General features: G+C 53.6%; 13 protein-coding genes and 1 tRNA gene. 8 read left to right on the forward strand and 6 right to left on the reverse strand.

The genetic code is table 11. The features are described from left to right. Positions 1 to 9: 9 nt before the first annotated feature. Complete coding sequence (gene ypdK, locus NQ842_RS07675; RefSeq protein WP_099458937.1) at positions 10 to 81, reverse strand: membrane protein YpdK; 72 nt, start codon at positions 79 to 81, stop codon at positions 10 to 12. A gap of 357 nt (positions 82 to 438) precedes the next feature. Then, entirely contained in the window at positions 439 to 1,356 is a 918-nt protein-coding gene (lpxP, locus tag NQ842_RS07680) for a kdo(2)-lipid IV(A) palmitoleoyltransferase (RefSeq protein WP_369700807.1), read from the reverse strand. Between the two features lie 315 nt (positions 1,357 to 1,671). Between lpxP and NQ842_RS07685 the strand changes: the two genes are divergently transcribed. Beyond that, positions 1,672 to 3,051, forward strand: a complete 1,380-nt coding sequence (locus NQ842_RS07685) for a diguanylate cyclase (protein WP_257256698.1) — start codon at positions 1,672 to 1,674, stop codon at positions 3,049 to 3,051. 11 nt (positions 3,052 to 3,062) lie between these two features. On the opposite strand, the gene NQ842_RS07690 is transcribed toward NQ842_RS07685, so the two are convergent. Beyond that, a tRNA-Arg gene (locus NQ842_RS07690) sits at positions 3,063 to 3,134 on the reverse strand. A gap of 75 nt (positions 3,135 to 3,209) precedes the next feature. Further along, complete coding sequence (locus NQ842_RS07695; protein ID WP_047361131.1) at positions 3,210 to 4,139, reverse strand: formate/nitrite transporter family protein; 930 nt, start codon at positions 4,137 to 4,139, stop codon at positions 3,210 to 3,212. A 315-nt stretch (positions 4,140 to 4,454) separates the two neighbouring features. On the opposite strand from NQ842_RS07695, the gene mlaA reads away from it, so the two are divergent. Continuing rightward, the gene (mlaA, locus tag NQ842_RS07700; protein ID WP_013098159.1) at positions 4,455 to 5,207 is read left to right on the forward strand and encodes a phospholipid-binding lipoprotein MlaA; all 753 of its coding nucleotides are present in this window, start codon (positions 4,455 to 4,457) and stop codon (positions 5,205 to 5,207) included. 45 nt (positions 5,208 to 5,252) lie between these two features. On the opposite strand, the gene fadL is transcribed toward mlaA, so the two are convergent. Continuing rightward, positions 5,253 to 6,575 (reverse strand): long-chain fatty acid transporter FadL, encoded by a 1,323-nt coding sequence (gene fadL / locus NQ842_RS07705; protein WP_014832806.1) that lies wholly within the window; start codon positions 6,573 to 6,575, stop codon positions 5,253 to 5,255. A gap of 372 nt (positions 6,576 to 6,947) precedes the next feature. Here fadL and NQ842_RS07710 point away from each other — a divergent pair, with 372 nt between their 5' ends. From NQ842_RS07710 to sixA, 4 genes are all read left to right on the forward strand, one after another. Then, a complete protein-coding gene (locus NQ842_RS07710) occupies positions 6,948 to 7,232 on the forward strand; it encodes a YfcZ/YiiS family protein (protein WP_046888260.1) in 285 nt (94 codons plus the stop codon). A 235-nt stretch (positions 7,233 to 7,467) separates the two neighbouring features. Continuing rightward, positions 7,468 to 8,778 carry an acetyl-CoA C-acyltransferase FadI gene (gene fadI / locus NQ842_RS07715; RefSeq protein WP_257256699.1) on the forward strand — a complete coding sequence of 437 codons (1,311 nt, stop codon included), beginning with the start codon at positions 7,468 to 7,470 and terminating at the stop codon, positions 8,776 to 8,778. Then, positions 8,778 to 10,925 (forward strand): fatty acid oxidation complex subunit alpha FadJ, encoded by a 2,148-nt coding sequence (fadJ, locus tag NQ842_RS07720; RefSeq protein WP_257256700.1) that lies wholly within the window; start codon positions 8,778 to 8,780, stop codon positions 10,923 to 10,925. Before fadI ends, fadJ begins: the two co-directional genes overlap by 1 nt. Before the next feature lie 208 nt (positions 10,926 to 11,133). Then, a complete protein-coding gene (sixA, locus tag NQ842_RS07725) occupies positions 11,134 to 11,619 on the forward strand; it encodes a phosphohistidine phosphatase SixA (RefSeq protein WP_014832802.1) in 486 nt (161 codons plus the stop codon). A 46-nt stretch (positions 11,620 to 11,665) separates the two neighbouring features. Here sixA and smrB read toward each other — a convergent pair whose 3' ends face one another. Further along, positions 11,666 to 12,217 (reverse strand): endonuclease SmrB, encoded by a 552-nt coding sequence (gene smrB, locus NQ842_RS07730; RefSeq protein WP_014832801.1) that lies wholly within the window; start codon positions 12,215 to 12,217, stop codon positions 11,666 to 11,668. A gap of 145 nt (positions 12,218 to 12,362) precedes the next feature. On the opposite strand from smrB, the gene prmB reads away from it, so the two are divergent. Beyond that, positions 12,363 to 13,295: a 50S ribosomal protein L3 N(5)-glutamine methyltransferase gene (gene prmB / locus NQ842_RS07735; RefSeq protein WP_013098152.1), complete on the forward strand. Its 933-nt coding sequence runs from the start codon at positions 12,363 to 12,365 to the stop codon at positions 13,293 to 13,295. A gap of 60 nt (positions 13,296 to 13,355) precedes the next feature. Further along, positions 13,356 to 14,441, forward strand: coding sequence for a chorismate synthase (gene aroC, locus NQ842_RS07740; protein ID WP_014832800.1), 1,086 nt, complete (start codon positions 13,356 to 13,358; stop codon positions 14,439 to 14,441). Positions 14,442 to 14,443: the final 2 nt, after the last annotated feature.

The raw sequence follows: 14,443 nt of genomic DNA on the forward strand, positions 1-14,443 counted from the left end.
TGTTCTTCGCTAGATCATCAGGGCGAAGGTTCCGGCCCACACTAAAACAATCACCGAAATGCCCATAAAGAAATATTTCACGTTTCATCGCTCCGCGTATCTTCTGGTACGCACTTAAAAACAGAGTCCACCTGATTATAGAGAACTGACATTTGCCTGAGACGGAAATGAGAATTATCCCGTTACGATGCAAACTCCAGCTCAGAATTCTGTGCTTTCCTGTTGCCAGACGGCGCTAATGTACGCCTAAAAATGAGGGGTGACAAGAGGCATTTTTTTAAATACTTTCCGTAACTTACGAGTGTCGTGGAACGGCGACAGTTTGATTTCAGAGCGCAATAAATCCACGTTGAGCGACGGCAAGAAAAGACAATTACTCAGGGTGATTACAGGTGATTGAAAAGGTTAGTTTCTTAGCGAAACTAACCTTTCTACACATTAGATATAGAGAGACGCTTCGCCATGCGGCCGTGTTTTGAAACGGCGATGCATCCACAGATACTGCTCCGGCGCGCGCATAATTTCGGTCTCGATCACTTTATTGATGAACGCTGCGGCTTCGCATTCGTTTTCCGGATAGTTTGCCATCTCCGGTGAGATGTGCAGACGATAGCCAGACTTATCAACCTTTCTCACCATTGTCACGGTCAACATCGCGGCACCTGACAGACGTGAAATCACAAAGGTGCCGTTGGTGGTGGCGACATTTTTAACCGCAAAGAAGGGCGCAAAACTGCTACCTTTACGTCCGTAGTCCTGATCGGGGGCAAACCAGACGGCTTCGCCTTTCTTCAGGGCGCCGACCATACCGCGCAGATTGTTACGGCTGATCATCGCCTTGTTGGAACGCATGCGGCCACGCGTTTGAACCCATTCCATCAGCGCGCTGTTGTGCGGGCGGTAGGTAGCCATCATCGGCTGACAAAGCCCCATCACGCGGCCGCCCAGTTCCAGCGACATAAAATGGACACCGACAACCATCACGCCGCGGTTTTGCATTTGCGCGCGTTTCAGGTTTTCGAGACCTTCAACGTCAAACCATTTGCGGACGCGCTCATCAGGCCAGAACCAGGCCATGCCGGTTTCAAGCAATGCCATGCCGATAGATTTAAAGTTCTCGGCAATCAATGTTTCGCGCTGCTGCGCATTATACTGGGGAAAGCACAGTTCGAGATTTTTACGGGCAATAGATTCACGACGTTTGAGGAAGTGGCGGGATGCGCTGCCGAGCTTAGAACCCAGTACACGAATGACAGGGTATGGGAGTTGAACCAGCAGCCAGAGAACGCCAAGACCAAACCATGTAAACCAGTAACGCGGGTGTAAAAACTCACGTTTGAATTGGGATTGAGACAAAATAGTGAACCTATGTAAAGCCGGTGAAAGTAACGCATAAAGCGATACCACGTGCCAATTAGACCGTTGGACAAGGTCATGGTTGCAGGCTTTACCGATCTTTACGGCGTTGCCTGACCACTGCTGACGTTGGGTGGGCGGCGTAATGTAGCACCGTTATACGATATGTGCTATTACTCGTTTTTGATTAAAAAAGCGACAGATGGAAAGGGTGTTGATTTTGTTGCTGTTGTTGATTGTCACGCATGCCAGACGGTGAATCTGAGCGCTCAATTTATGCCGGGCAAGATAACGATCTTCTCCTGGAGGGTGTAAATGGAAACCTATTTACAAACCGTAAGGGATGAGTGGATTCAGTTGATTAATGAAACGGATCCCCTCGTTCATCAACTTACTGCGCAACTGGCCAGCGATCATGCTTCTGGTCTGATTACGGAGTTTTATCGTGTTGTACTGGCCGATCCCCACGTAGCGGAGTTTCTGACCACTGAACAGGTTGAAAGGCAACTGCAGGAGGCGTTGCGCCGTTGGCTTGTTGATGTTCTCTCCTGTCGGGTTGAACAGGTTGATGAACAGATACGGGCTCAGCAGCGCGCCGCCGACGTTCACGCCCGAATAGGTATCTCGGTCGACCTGGTTGAGATGGGTTTCCGGATCCTGAAAAAGCTATTATTACCCCTTATTAATGCCACACCACACCCTTCTGAGACCAAGTTAAGCATCTATCACTACGCCATTAACAGCATTGATCTGGCCATGGAGGTGATGTCGCGCGCCTATGTCTTTAGCGAGAACAATGCGGCAAAAGAAGATGAGAACTATCGAATCTTCTCCCTTATGGAAAATGCGGAAGTCGAGAAGGAGCGGCAGACCGCCGCATTACTGACGTGGGAACTGTCGCTGCTCTATAAAGTGATGCTGGATTCCAGCATCGACAACAGCCGGCCTCTCGGGCAGTCCGACTTTGGGCTGTGGTTCAGTCATAAGGGACGTCACTATTTCAGTGGTATTGCCGAAGCAGGGCATATCTCTCGTCTTATACAGGAGTTCGACGCGGCTTTTCATGACGTTCGTCAGACAGACGATGCCCTTCACGACAGACTGCGCCAGGTGCAATTTTTGCGGCTGACGCGAACGACCTTCTCGCAAATCGTGACCCTGCTGCATGAGCTATTTGATGAGGTTGCCCGCCATGAGGTAGGTGTGGATGTGCTCACGCGTTTGCTCAACCGTCGCTTCCTGCCAACCATTTTTAAACGTGAAATTACCCAGGCAAGTCGTTCTGGTTCGCCGCTGTCGGTGTTGCTGATTGATGTCGATAAGTTCAAGCAAATCAACGATAGCTGGGGACACAACACGGGAGATGAAATATTAAGAAAGGTTGCCGGGGCGTTTTATGACAATGTTCGCACCTGTGACTATGTCTTCCGCTACGGCGGAGATGAGTTCTTGATTGTGCTAACGGAAATCACCGAAGCCGATACCCTGCGCATTGCCGAGCGGATCCGCCGACGTGTGGAAAAAATTAAGGTTCATTCCCCGACAGGCGAGCCAATACCGTTGTCGCTTTCGATTGGTGCGGCCATGTTTAATGGTCATCCTGACTACGAACGTCTGATTCAGGCTGCGGATGAGGCGTTGTATGGGGCAAAACGACGGGGGCGAAACTGCGTGGAATTGTGGAAAGCGCAGTAATGTTTCTTAAGTGTCCCCTGCAGGAATCGAACCTGCAACTAGCCCTTAGGAGGGGCTCGTTATATCCATTTAACTAAGGGGACGAGGCGGCACGAGTATAGCGTTATTTACACTTTGCGTTAAGCGCATTGCCGCCCGACTGCTCAAAGAGTCACCATTCAGGCCGATTTTTTTGCCGCTTTATCATCATTTTCCCGCGCTTTCAGTTCGGCTTTACGCTTGTTAGACATGTCGTTACGGATCTGGGCATGACTCAACAGCGCAAAAATAAAGGTTCCGCCGCAGATGTTGCCCGCAAGCGTGGGCAGTGCGAATGGCCAGAAGAAATCGCTCCAGTGAAGGGTGCCGTTAAATACCAGATAGAGGATTTCTACTGTACCCACCACGATATGGGTGGTGTCGGCCAGCGCAATCAGCCACGTCATTAATATGATCACCACAATTTTGGCGCTGCCTGCGGAAGGGAACATCCAGACCATTGTCGCGATAATCCAGCCAGAGATAATCGCATTAGAGAACATTTCTACTGGCGTGTTTTTCATCACATCCATACCGATTTTCACAAACGCATCCCGGGTGGGTTCATCAAAAATCGGCATATATTCAAAGGCCCAGGCGGCGATACCCGTGCCGATAAGGTTGCCCAGCAGGACAACGCTCCACAGGCGCATCAGTAAGCCAAAGTTACCCAGGGTCGGGTTTTGCATGACCGGCAGAACGGCGGTGACCGTGTTTTCGGTAAAAAGCTGCTGGCGGGCCATAATGACGATGATAAAGCCGAAGGTGTAGCCCAGATTCTCCAGCAAAAAGCCACCGGGTACACCTTCAAGCTGCACATGGAAAATGCCCTTTGCAAGTAGCGATGCCCCCATCGAGAGGCCTGCCGCGATAGCGGACCACAGCAGGGCCATGGCATCGCGCTCCATCTCCTTTTCCCCATCCTGACGGATATGTTCATGGATCGCCATCGCGCGGGAGGGAAGGCGATCTTCATCAATCTCTATCTTTTCACCGCGCTCTTTTTCCTCGCTCTCAATTTCAAGTTCTTCATTGCTCTCGCCAATTTTGTCTTCGCCCACGTCTTTCATAACCGCTCCAGTTGGGTGTTCTTTCTTTTAAGCGTAGCGGCTTTTAACAAAATGCCCGTGGGGATGCTCTTAAAGTGAGGGTAATGGCAACAAAGGTGAGACATCTCATTCAAAGCCATTATAAAATTGCCAGCGAAACGAATTCTAAAAGCCAGGCTATGCTGAGATCAGAGTGACGGTGGTTACTGCCCGTAATTGTGCTCATAGACATCGGTAAACCTGCTGATACAATCACTTGCACGTTTACAGACGGAGCATCAAATGCTCCGTTACGGATGGCAATCAACGATAGCCATACTGAACAGGGAGAATTTTATGAAACTTCGGCTGTCGGCGCTTGCGCTGGGCGCGACGATGCTTGTGGGCTGCGCCAGCTCCGGGGAGCAAACGGGACGCTCCGATCCTCTCGAAGGATTTAACCGCTCAATGTATAGCTTCAACTATAACGTGCTGGACCCCTATGTGGTTCGCCCGGTGGCGGTTGCATGGCGTGATTATGTTCCCCAGCCTGCGCGTAACGGGTTGAGCAATTTCACCAGTAACCTTGAAGAGCCAGCGGTGATGGTCAACTACTTCCTGCAAGGCGATCCGTATCAGGGGATGGTGCACTTTACTCGCTTCTTCCTGAACTCCCTGCTGGGGATGGGGGGCTTTATCGATGTCGCCGGCATGGCGAACCCGAAACTGCAGCGTGAACAGCCGCACCGCTTCGGGAGTACGCTGGGTCATTATGGCGTCGGTTACGGCCCTTACGTTCATCTGCCGTTCTATGGCAGCTTTACCGTGCGTGATGATGGCGGTGATATGGTGGATACGCTGTATCCGGTTCTTTCGTGGCTGACCTGGCCGCTGTCGATTGGTAAATGGACGGTAGAAGGGATTGAAACACGTGCGCAACTGCTCGATTCAGACGGTCTGCTGCGTCAGTCTTCCGATCCATACATCATGGTGCGTGAAGCCTACTTCCAGAATCATGACTTTATTGCCAATGGTGGCAAGCTGAAGCCGGAAGAGAATCCAAACGCGAAGGCAATCGAGAACGAATTAAAAGATATCGATTCGGAATAAATAAAAAAGGTGAGCGATGCTCACCTTTTTTGATCCCTGCGCGGATTAGAACGCGTAGTTGAAGTTCAGGCCATACAGCCAGGCTTTACCTTCGGAAGAGAACTCATACGGACCTTCCTTGAAGCTGACTTTTTGACCGTGCATGTACGAAACACCCGCATCGACGGAGGCATCTTTGTTGAATGCATAGGTCGCACCGGCGCTCAGCCAGAAGCGGTCCTGATCCGGAATAGAGATAGAACGTTTGTCTGCCGGAACCGGGCTATCATCGAAGGCAATACCGGTACGGAACGTCCAGTTGTCATCCATGTAGTAAGTGGTACCCAGTGCGATGCGGTAGGCATCACGGAAGCTTTCATCTTTATAGAACAGCGTGTCGCCTTTGCTGTTGGTCGCTTTCAGCTCCTGGAACTGGCTCCAGCTGGTGTAGGTCAGGCTATAGTGAATCGCCCACTGTGGTGCCACGCGGTTATAACCGGACAATTCCCACATTTCCGGTAAGTGCAGGCTCAGAGAACCGCCAGTGGTACGGCCATCGGTGCCCATTGGCAGGCCGAAGGTGCCGAGGATCTGGTTATAAGCAGAAGGCAGGCTGCTCTTGTAGTCGCCGTCAAAGTCGATTTTCACTTCGGAACGGTAGGTGAAACCGTAACGGTTGTTTTTATCGAGTTCATAAAGGATACCGGCGTTCCAGCCAAAGCCCCACTCGTCACCCTTCAGATACGCGATCTGGGTATCTGCCGGGATCCCTGCAACCTGTTGTGCCAGAGGCGGCGGCAGTGCGCCGGAGCCCGCAACGATTTTGCCGAGATCGCCCGCGTAACGTTCGATTTTCGCTTTAGCGTAAACCGCATCAAAGCCAACGCCGAAGCTCCAGTTACTGTTCAGACGGTAAGCACCGCTCAGGTTCAGGTTCAGGGTCTCAAGGTCGGTCTTACCGCCGTAGGCTCCTGCTGCGTAGTCGTTATTAAACTCGGTCGCTAAACCATAGTTAGAGGTTACGGATGCACCCCAGCCAAACTGGTCGTTGATTGGCGCGACGAAGTGCAGGTTTGGCACCCAGGCCGTTGGCGCGATGTTATCGGAATTCAGGCTGGCTCCGCTCGGGGAACGGCCCGTAATATCCACACCCGGATCAACAAAGATAGCGCCCGCTGAGAACGTTGGGCGATCAAACATCATGATCAGCGCAGGGTTACGACTGGCATTACCTGCATCATCAGCAATTGCACCTTCCCCGGAATACGCACGGCCAAGGCCAGAGGAAGAAAATTCGTTTAACTGGAAGCCCGCTGACCAGGCGGACGTAGAGACGATTGCCACTGCGACTGCCAGCGCAGTCTTGTTGAACAGGGTTTTCTGGCTCATGACCATAACCTCATTGAGTTATTTTTATTCAATAATTGTTACATACCGTAACAGGAGCGCGAAGTGTAGGGTCTGAGGTATGACATACAAATCAGACCAGTGGCCAGAGTATAGGTCTGACCAGCTAGAATGTTGCAAGTTTGTTTATTAATATTTTCAAACATGTTTCTTGAAACGAGATCTGGTTGGCAAAAATGTGACCATCCCGACTCACCCAAAAGGGTGAATTTTGTTTTAGATCATTTTTTAGTGTGATATTGGTCACTTATCCCGTTTTGCGCCATTAACGGCTGGAGAGCGTCTGCATCGGGGCGTAAAATATCAGCATCGTGTTTGTCTCGCGTCCTGCGCGAATACAGAGGAAATTGAGATATGAGTAAATGCAGTGCTGATGAAACCCCGGTTTGCTGCTGTATGGATGTTGGTACCATCATGGACAACTCCGATTGCACCGCCTCTTACAGCCGCGTGTTCACCAACCGTGCCGAAGCGGAAGAGACCCTGGCGGCGCTGAGCAAGCGCGCGCGCGACGTAGAATCCGATCCGTGTGAAATCAAGTCCACCTTCACGGAAGTGGACGGCGGCGTGCAGCTGGATATCGACTTTGTCTTCGCCTGCGAAGCAGAAACGCTGATTTTCCAGTTAGGCCTGCGTTAATTCCTGCGGTCTGGAGCCCTCACCCCAGCCTTATCCACGGGTGAGGGTATAAACACTCAAAACGGTAACCTCTGGGTTACCGTTTTGTTTTTGCCTCGGGGCATTTTCTTTTTCTTCTCTGTGTTTTAGTTCGCATTTTTTCGTTTCCCCAATTGGCTGAATGTAAAAAAATGGTTAAGACTATTTATCAGGTCAGACCACTTTATGTTTGCAAAAATTTTTACAGGGGAATGTTATGAGTCAGGCATTACCGCTTATCACCCGACAAGGTGACCGCATTGCCATTGTCAGTGGATTGCGTACGCCGTTTGCGCGTCAGGCGACAGCGTTTCACGGCATACCGGCTGTCGATCTGGGGAAAATGGTGGTGGGGGAGATGCTGGCTCGCAGCGAAATACCGCCTGACGTCATTGAGCAGCTGGTTTTTGGCCAGGTTGTTCAGATGCCTGAAGCCCCCAACATTGCACGAGAAATTGTCCTTGGCACCGGGATGAACGTGCATACGGATGCCTACAGCGTTAGCCGTGCGTGTGCAACCAGCTTTCAGGCGGTGGCAAACGTGGCCGAAAGCCTGATGGCGGGCACTATCCGCGCCGGGATCGCCGGCGGGGCAGACTCCTCCTCCGTACTGCCGATAGGGGTCAGTAAAAAGCTGGCCCGCATTCTGGTGGATGCAAATAAAGCACGCACCGCCGGGCAAAAACTCAAACTCTTCTCGCGTTTACGCCTTCGTGACCTGATGCCTGTTCCACCCGCCGTGGCTGAATACTCCACCGGCCTGCGCATGGGCGACACCGCCGAGCAGATGGCCAAAACCTACGGCATTACCCGGGAGCAGCAGGATGCGCTGGCACACCGTTCCCATCAGCTGGCGGCGAAAGCCTGGTCGGAAGGCAAACTGGCCGATGAGGTGATGACCGCGTATATCCCGCCTTTTCGCGAACCGCTGGCGGAAGATAACAACATCCGCGGAACCTCGACGCTGGCGGATTACGCCAGACTGCGTCCGGCATTTGACCGTAAACACGGTACCGTTACGGCCGCCAACAGTACTCCGCTGACGGATGGTGCTGCCGCGGTGATCCTGATGACGGAATCGCGTGCCAGAGAGCTGGGTCTTACCCCGCTCGGTTATCTGCGCAGCTACGCGTTCACGGCGATTGATGTCTGGCAGGACATGCTGTTAGGCCCGGCCTGGTCCACGCCGCTGGCGCTGGAGCGTGCGGGGTTGACTCTCGCTGATTTAACGCTGATTGATATGCACGAGGCCTTTGCCGCGCAGACTCTGGCTAACGTTCAACTGCTGGCCAGTGAACGTTTCGCGCGTGATGTGCTTGGCCGCGCCCATGCCACCGGAGAAGTGGATCAGAGTAAATTTAACGTACTGGGCGGCTCTATCGCCTACGGTCATCCGTTTGCGGCGACGGGCGCGAGGATGATCACCCAAACATTATATGAGTTACGTCGCCGTGGCGGCGGCTTTGGCCTCGTCACCGCCTGTGCCGCAGGCGGTCTGGGGGCAGCAATGGTTCTGGAGGCTGAATAATGGCAATGGCATCTGCATTTAATTTGACGGTTCGCCTCGATAACGTGGCTGTGATTACCATTGACGTGCCCGATGAAAAGATGAATACCCTGAAGGCGGAATTTGGCGTTCAGGTGCGCGAGATGTTAAAGCAGATCCGCGAAAACAAAGCGATTCGCGGACTGGTATTTATCTCGGCGAAGCCAGACAACTTTATAGCCGGGGCCGATATTAATATGATCGCCCGGGCGCAAAGTGCGCAGGAAGCTGAAGATCTGGCGCGCCAGGGGCAGCAGGTGATGGCGGAGATCCACGCTCTGCCGATCCCGGTGATCGCCGCGATCCACGGTGCATGCCTGGGCGGCGGGCTGGAGCTGGCGTTAGCCTGCCATAGCCGTATTTGTACTGACGACGCGAAAACCGTTCTCGGGTTGCCGGAAGTACAGTTAGGGTTACTTCCCGGGTCCGGTGGGACGCAGCGTCTGCCGCGGCTGGTGGGCGTCAGCACGGCGCTGGAGATGATCTTAACCGGTAAACAGCTGCGCGCCCGTCAGGCGTTGAAAGCGGGACTGGTTGATGACGTCGTCCCGCACTCCATTTTGCTGGAAGCCGCCGTGGAGCTGGCGCTGAAGGGACGTCAGGCAAAACGTGTTCTGCCGGTGCGTGAGCGCATCCTTGCCGGGCCACTGGGACGAACGCTGCTGTTCAGCATGGTGGGCAAGAAAACCGAACAAAAGACCAAAGGTAACTATCCGGCGGCGAAGCGCATTCTTGAGGTGATTGAAACCGGGCTGTCGCAGGGCAGCAGCAGCGGCTATGCCGCAGAGGCAAAAGCCTTCGGTGAGCTGGCGATGACACCGCAATCGCAGGCGCTGCGCAGCATCTTCTTTGCCAGCACTGACGTTAAAAAAGATCCGGGTAGCGATGCTGAACCAGCACCGCTCAACGCCGTGGGCGTCCTGGGGGGCGGACTGATGGGCGGCGGCATTGCGTTTGTCACTGCCAGCAAAGCCAAATTGCCTGTACGTATCAAAGACATCAACCCGAAAGGGATTAATCACGCGCTGCAGTACAGCTGGCAGAACCTTGATCAAAAGGTTAAACGCCGCCATATCAAGGCAAGCGAGCGGGATAAAACCGTGGCCATGATCAGCGGCACTACCGACTACCGTGGTTTTGCCCATCGCGATCTGGTGATTGAAGCGGTGTTCGAAGATCTGGCGCTTAAACAGCAGATGGTCGCCGACGTTGAGCAACATTGTGCGCCACACACCATTTTTGCCTCGAACACCTCTTCATTACCGATCGGTGATATCGCAGCGAAAGCCGCGCGTCCTGAGCAGGTGATTGGCCTGCACTTTTTTAGCCCGGTCGAAAAAATGCCGCTGGTGGAGGTTATTCCACACGCGTCAACCAGCCCGGAGACTGTCTCTACGGTAGTGAAACTGGCGAAAAAGCAGGGCAAAACCCCGATCGTCGTGGCGGATAAAGCGGGATTCTACGTCAACCGAATTCTGGCGCCGTATATCAACGAAGCGATGCGCCTGCTGGTGGAAGGGGAGAAGATCGAACACGTCGACGAGGCGCTGGTCAAGTTTGGTTTCCCCGTTGGCCCAATCCAACTTTTGGATGAGGTAGGAATAGACACCGGCACTAAAATTATACCTGTGCTGGAGGCCGCATATGGCGAGCGTTTTAGCCCGCCTGCAAACATTGTTTCTGCAATTTTGAAGGACGATCGCAAAGGCAGAAAAAATGAACGCGGTTTCTATCTTTACGGTGCAAAAGGGCGTAAAAGCAAGAAACAGGTCGACCCTTCGGTCTATGGGCTTATCCCGACAACCGGACAGGCGAAACTGTCTGCCGTTCAGTGTGCTGAACGCTGTGTGATGATGATGCTTAATGAAGCCGCACGCTGTTTTGGCGAGCAGGTGATTAAAAGCGCACGCGATGGCGATATTGGCGCCGTATTTGGTATTGGTTTCCCGCCGTTCCTTGGCGGCCCGTTCCGTTACATGGACACCCTCGGAGCGGGTGAAGTGGTTGCGATTCTGCAACGTCTTGCCGCGCAGTATGGTCCCCGGTTTACACCCTGTGACGAATTATTGCAGATGGCGGAACGGGGCCAGACATTTTGGCCAGCAAGGGAAACTGTCCTCGTAAGTTGAGGTCAAAAAAGGGTAAATCCGTCGGTGAATGAATCTGATTTGGCGATTTTGTAAACAGAGATTGACTATACTTACGCCATTGAGGTAAAAAACAGCGTTTCATTCACCGAATGGATCAGGCACAATGCCCGGCCATCGGGTTTTCTACCTCAAGCATTAATCGCGGGTAGTTAACGCCGGTGATTCTGGTTAACAAAAGCGGTGCAATATGCAAGTTTTTATCATGCGTCACGGCGACGCGGCACTCGATGCCGCCAGTGACTCAGTACGTCCTTTAACCGTCTGTGGCTGTGACGAATCTCGTCAGATGGCTAACTGGCTTAAAGGTCAAAAAGTGGACATTGAACGCGTTCTGGTGAGTCCGTTCCTGCGTGCTGAACAGACGCTGGATGTGGTAGGGGAGTGTATGAACCTGCCGACCAGTGTGGATGTTCTCCCTGAACTCACGCCGTGTGGTGATGTCGGCCTTGTCAGTGCCTACCTGCAGGCGCTGTGCAATGAAGGTGTCGCTTCTGCACTGGTCATTTCCCACCTGCCACTGGTTGGCTATCTGGTATCTGAGCTGTGCCCGGGCGAGACGCCACCGATGTTTACGACCTCCGCCATTGCCAACGTTACCCTCGACGAAACCGGTAAAGGGGTCTTCAACTGGCAAATGAGTCCATGCAATCTCCGGATGGCGAAAGCAATCTGAGGTGACGTGCGATAAGGCGGGAGCCATTATGCCTCCCGCCATGTTCTCAGGGCAGTTCTGGCGGTTGCCACTCTTCAACTTCAATCAACACCAGCAAGGCGGCATCTCCGCCGTACTCTTTAGGTGCCTGATGAAACGCCATCACGTGTGGATGCTGAGCCAGCCACAGCGGCGTTTGTTGCTTAAGAACATGTTTACCGTGGCCGTGCATCACGCAGGCACAAAACACATGTTCGCGGCGGCAGGCGGCAATCAACGCCCCCAGCTCCTGCTTTGCCTGCATCTGCGTTAAACCGTGCAGATCGAGAAACAGCTCGGGTGAATAATCTCCCCGGCGTAATTTTTTCAGCTCAAAATGGCTGACATCGTCGCGTACATATTTCACCGCACCCTGCGTGTTAAGCAGCGGCTGAAATTCATCTGAAAAATAGTGGCTATTATCCGCCTGCTCCTGCAACAGCCTTTTGACCGGCACTTCGCTGACTTTTTTGCGCATCGGCCGGTGGACAATCGTGTCCTGCTTGATTTGACGCGTCCCGGTCATGAGCTGACGGAAGAGCGCCTGATCCTCCTCGCTGAGCGATGTTTTCTTTTTCATTCGTCGTTCTCATCTCGTATTTCCGATAGTGTACCCGACTAAACGCATTTTTTAACCTCAAGCGGTATGCGTCATTGCTGATTTATCGCCGTCTTCATGGCAAACTAGCCGCCGAAAATTATGCGAGCATGCCCTGGAGGAAAGAGTGGATAAAATTTTTGTCGATGAAGCAGTAAACGAGCTGCATACCATACAGGACATGTTGCGCTGGTCGGTTAGCCGCTTCAGCGCCGCCAATATCTGGTACGGACACGGCACCGATAACCCGTGGGATGAAGCTGTTCAACTGGTGCTGCCTTCTCTCTACTTGCCGCTCGATATTCCGGAAGACATGCGCACCGCGCGCCTGACCTCCAGCGAAAAGCACCGCATCGTTGAGCGCGTGATCCGCCGCGTGAACGAGCGTATTCCGGTTGCCTATCTGACCAACAAAGCCTGGTTCTGCGGTCACGAATTCTATGTTGATGAACGCGTGCTGGTGCCGCGCTCGCCAATTGGGGAGCTTATCAACAACCACTTCGAAGGCCTGATTAACCGTCAACCGCAGCACATTCTGGATATGTGTACCGGCAGCGGCTGCATTGCCATTGCCTGCGCTTATGCCTTCCCGGAAGCGGAAGTGGACGCGGTGGACATCTCCACCGACGCGCTGGCGGTAACCGAGCACAACATTGAAGAACACGGGCTGATCCACCATGTTACGCCGATCCGCTCCGATCTGTTCCGTGACCTGCCAACGTTGCAGTACGATCTGATCGTGACCAACCCGCCGTACGTAGATGCGGAAGATATGTCCGATCTGCCAAACGAATACCGTCACGAGCCAGAATTGGGCCTGGCATCGGGCTCTGACGGCCTGAAGCTGACCCGCCGCATTCTGGCCTGCGCGCCGGATTATCTGACTGACGACGGTGTTCTGATTTGTGAAGTGGGCAACAGCATGGTACATCTGATAGAGCAGTACCCGGATGTGCCGTTCACCTGGCTTGAGTTCGACAACGGCGGTGACGGCGTCTTTATGCTGACCAAAGCGCAACTGCTCGACGCGCGTGAACATTTCAGCATCTACAAAGATTAATCCAGCGGGCTTCGGCCCGTTTCACAACGCTCAAACACAAAAAACAACATCGGAGCCGTGATGGCAGGAAACAGTATTGGACAAGTATTCCGCGTGACCACCTTTGGTGAGTCGCACGGGCTGGCACTGGGCTGTATCGTTGACGGCGTACCGCCCGGCATCGAGCTTACCGAAGCCGATTTACAGCACGATCTCGACCGTCGTCGTCCGGGCACCTCTCGCTACACCACGCAGCGTCGCGAGCCGGACCAGGTCAAAATTCTCTCTGGCGTTTTCGAAGGCCGCACCACTGGCACCAGCATCGGTCTGCTGATTGAAAACACCGATCAGCGTTCTCAGGACTACGGCGCCATCAAAGATGTGTTCCGCCCGGGCCACGCCGACTACACCTACGAGCAAAAGTACGGTTTCCGCGACTATCGCGGCGGCGGACGTTCTTCGGCGCGTGAAACCGCAATGCGCGTGGCGGCCGGCGCCATTGCCAAAAAGTACCTGCAGCAGAAATTTGGCATCGTGATCCGCGGTTGCCTGACCCAGATGGGCGACATTCCGCTGGCCATTAAAGACTGGGATCAGGTTGAACAGAACCCGTTCTTCTGTGCCGATGTCGATAAGCTGGAGGCGCTGGACGAACTGATGCGTGGCCTGAAAAAAGAGGGCGACTCTATCGGGGCTAAAGTGACCGTGGTGGCTGACGGCGTACCGCCAGGCTGGGGTGAGCCCGTGTTTGACCGCCTGGACGCCGACATTGCCCACGCGCTGATGAGCATCAACGCGGTGAAGGGGGTCGAAATTGGCGACGGTTTTGACGTGGTATCCCTGCGCGGCAGCCAGAACCGCGACGAAATTACAAAAGAGGGCTTCCAGAGCAACCATGCGGGTGGCATTCTCGGCGGCATCAGCAGCGGGCAGCAGATTATCGCCAATATCGCGCTGAAGCCAACCTCCAGCATTACCGTGCCGGGCCACACGATTAACCGCTCTGGTGAAGAAGTTGAGATGATCACCAAAGGACGTCACGATCCGTGCGTGGGGATCCGCGCGGTGCCGATCGCAGAAGCGATGCTGGCAATCGTGCTGATGGATCACTTCCTGCGTCAGCGTGCGCAGAATGCGGATGTGACGACCACCATTCCACGCTGGTAACT

Origin of the sequence: Enterobacter cloacae complex sp. R_G8 (genome assembly GCF_024599795.1) — a bacterium.
GTDB classification, from domain to species: domain Bacteria; phylum Pseudomonadota; class Gammaproteobacteria; order Enterobacterales; family Enterobacteriaceae; genus Enterobacter; species Enterobacter dissolvens.

What these genes read in the sequence shown, in the direction of transcription:
- fadL (WP_014832806.1), bottom strand. Translation starts at nt 6,575, where the DNA reads ATGAGCCAGAAAACCCTGTTCAACAAGACTGCGCTGGCAGTCGCAGTG.
- fadI (WP_257256699.1), top strand. Translation starts at nt 7,468, where the DNA reads ATGAGTCAGGCATTACCGCTTATCACCCGACAAGGTGACCGCATTGCC.
- fadJ (WP_257256700.1), top strand. Translation starts at nt 8,778, where the DNA reads ATGGCAATGGCATCTGCATTTAATTTGACGGTTCGCCTCGATAACGTG.
- sixA (WP_014832802.1), top strand. Translation starts at nt 11,134, where the DNA reads ATGCAAGTTTTTATCATGCGTCACGGCGACGCGGCACTCGATGCCGCC.
- smrB (WP_014832801.1), bottom strand. Translation starts at nt 12,217, where the DNA reads ATGAAAAAGAAAACATCGCTCAGCGAGGAGGATCAGGCGCTCTTCCGT.
- aroC (WP_014832800.1), top strand. Translation starts at nt 13,356, where the DNA reads ATGGCAGGAAACAGTATTGGACAAGTATTCCGCGTGACCACCTTTGGT.
- NQ842_RS07685 (WP_257256698.1), top strand. Translation starts at nt 1,672, where the DNA reads ATGGAAACCTATTTACAAACCGTAAGGGATGAGTGGATTCAGTTGATT.
- NQ842_RS07710 (WP_046888260.1), top strand. Translation starts at nt 6,948, where the DNA reads ATGAGTAAATGCAGTGCTGATGAAACCCCGGTTTGCTGCTGTATGGAT.
- mlaA (WP_013098159.1), top strand. Translation starts at nt 4,455, where the DNA reads ATGAAACTTCGGCTGTCGGCGCTTGCGCTGGGCGCGACGATGCTTGTG.
- NQ842_RS07695 (WP_047361131.1), bottom strand. Translation starts at nt 4,139, where the DNA reads ATGAAAGACGTGGGCGAAGACAAAATTGGCGAGAGCAATGAAGAACTT.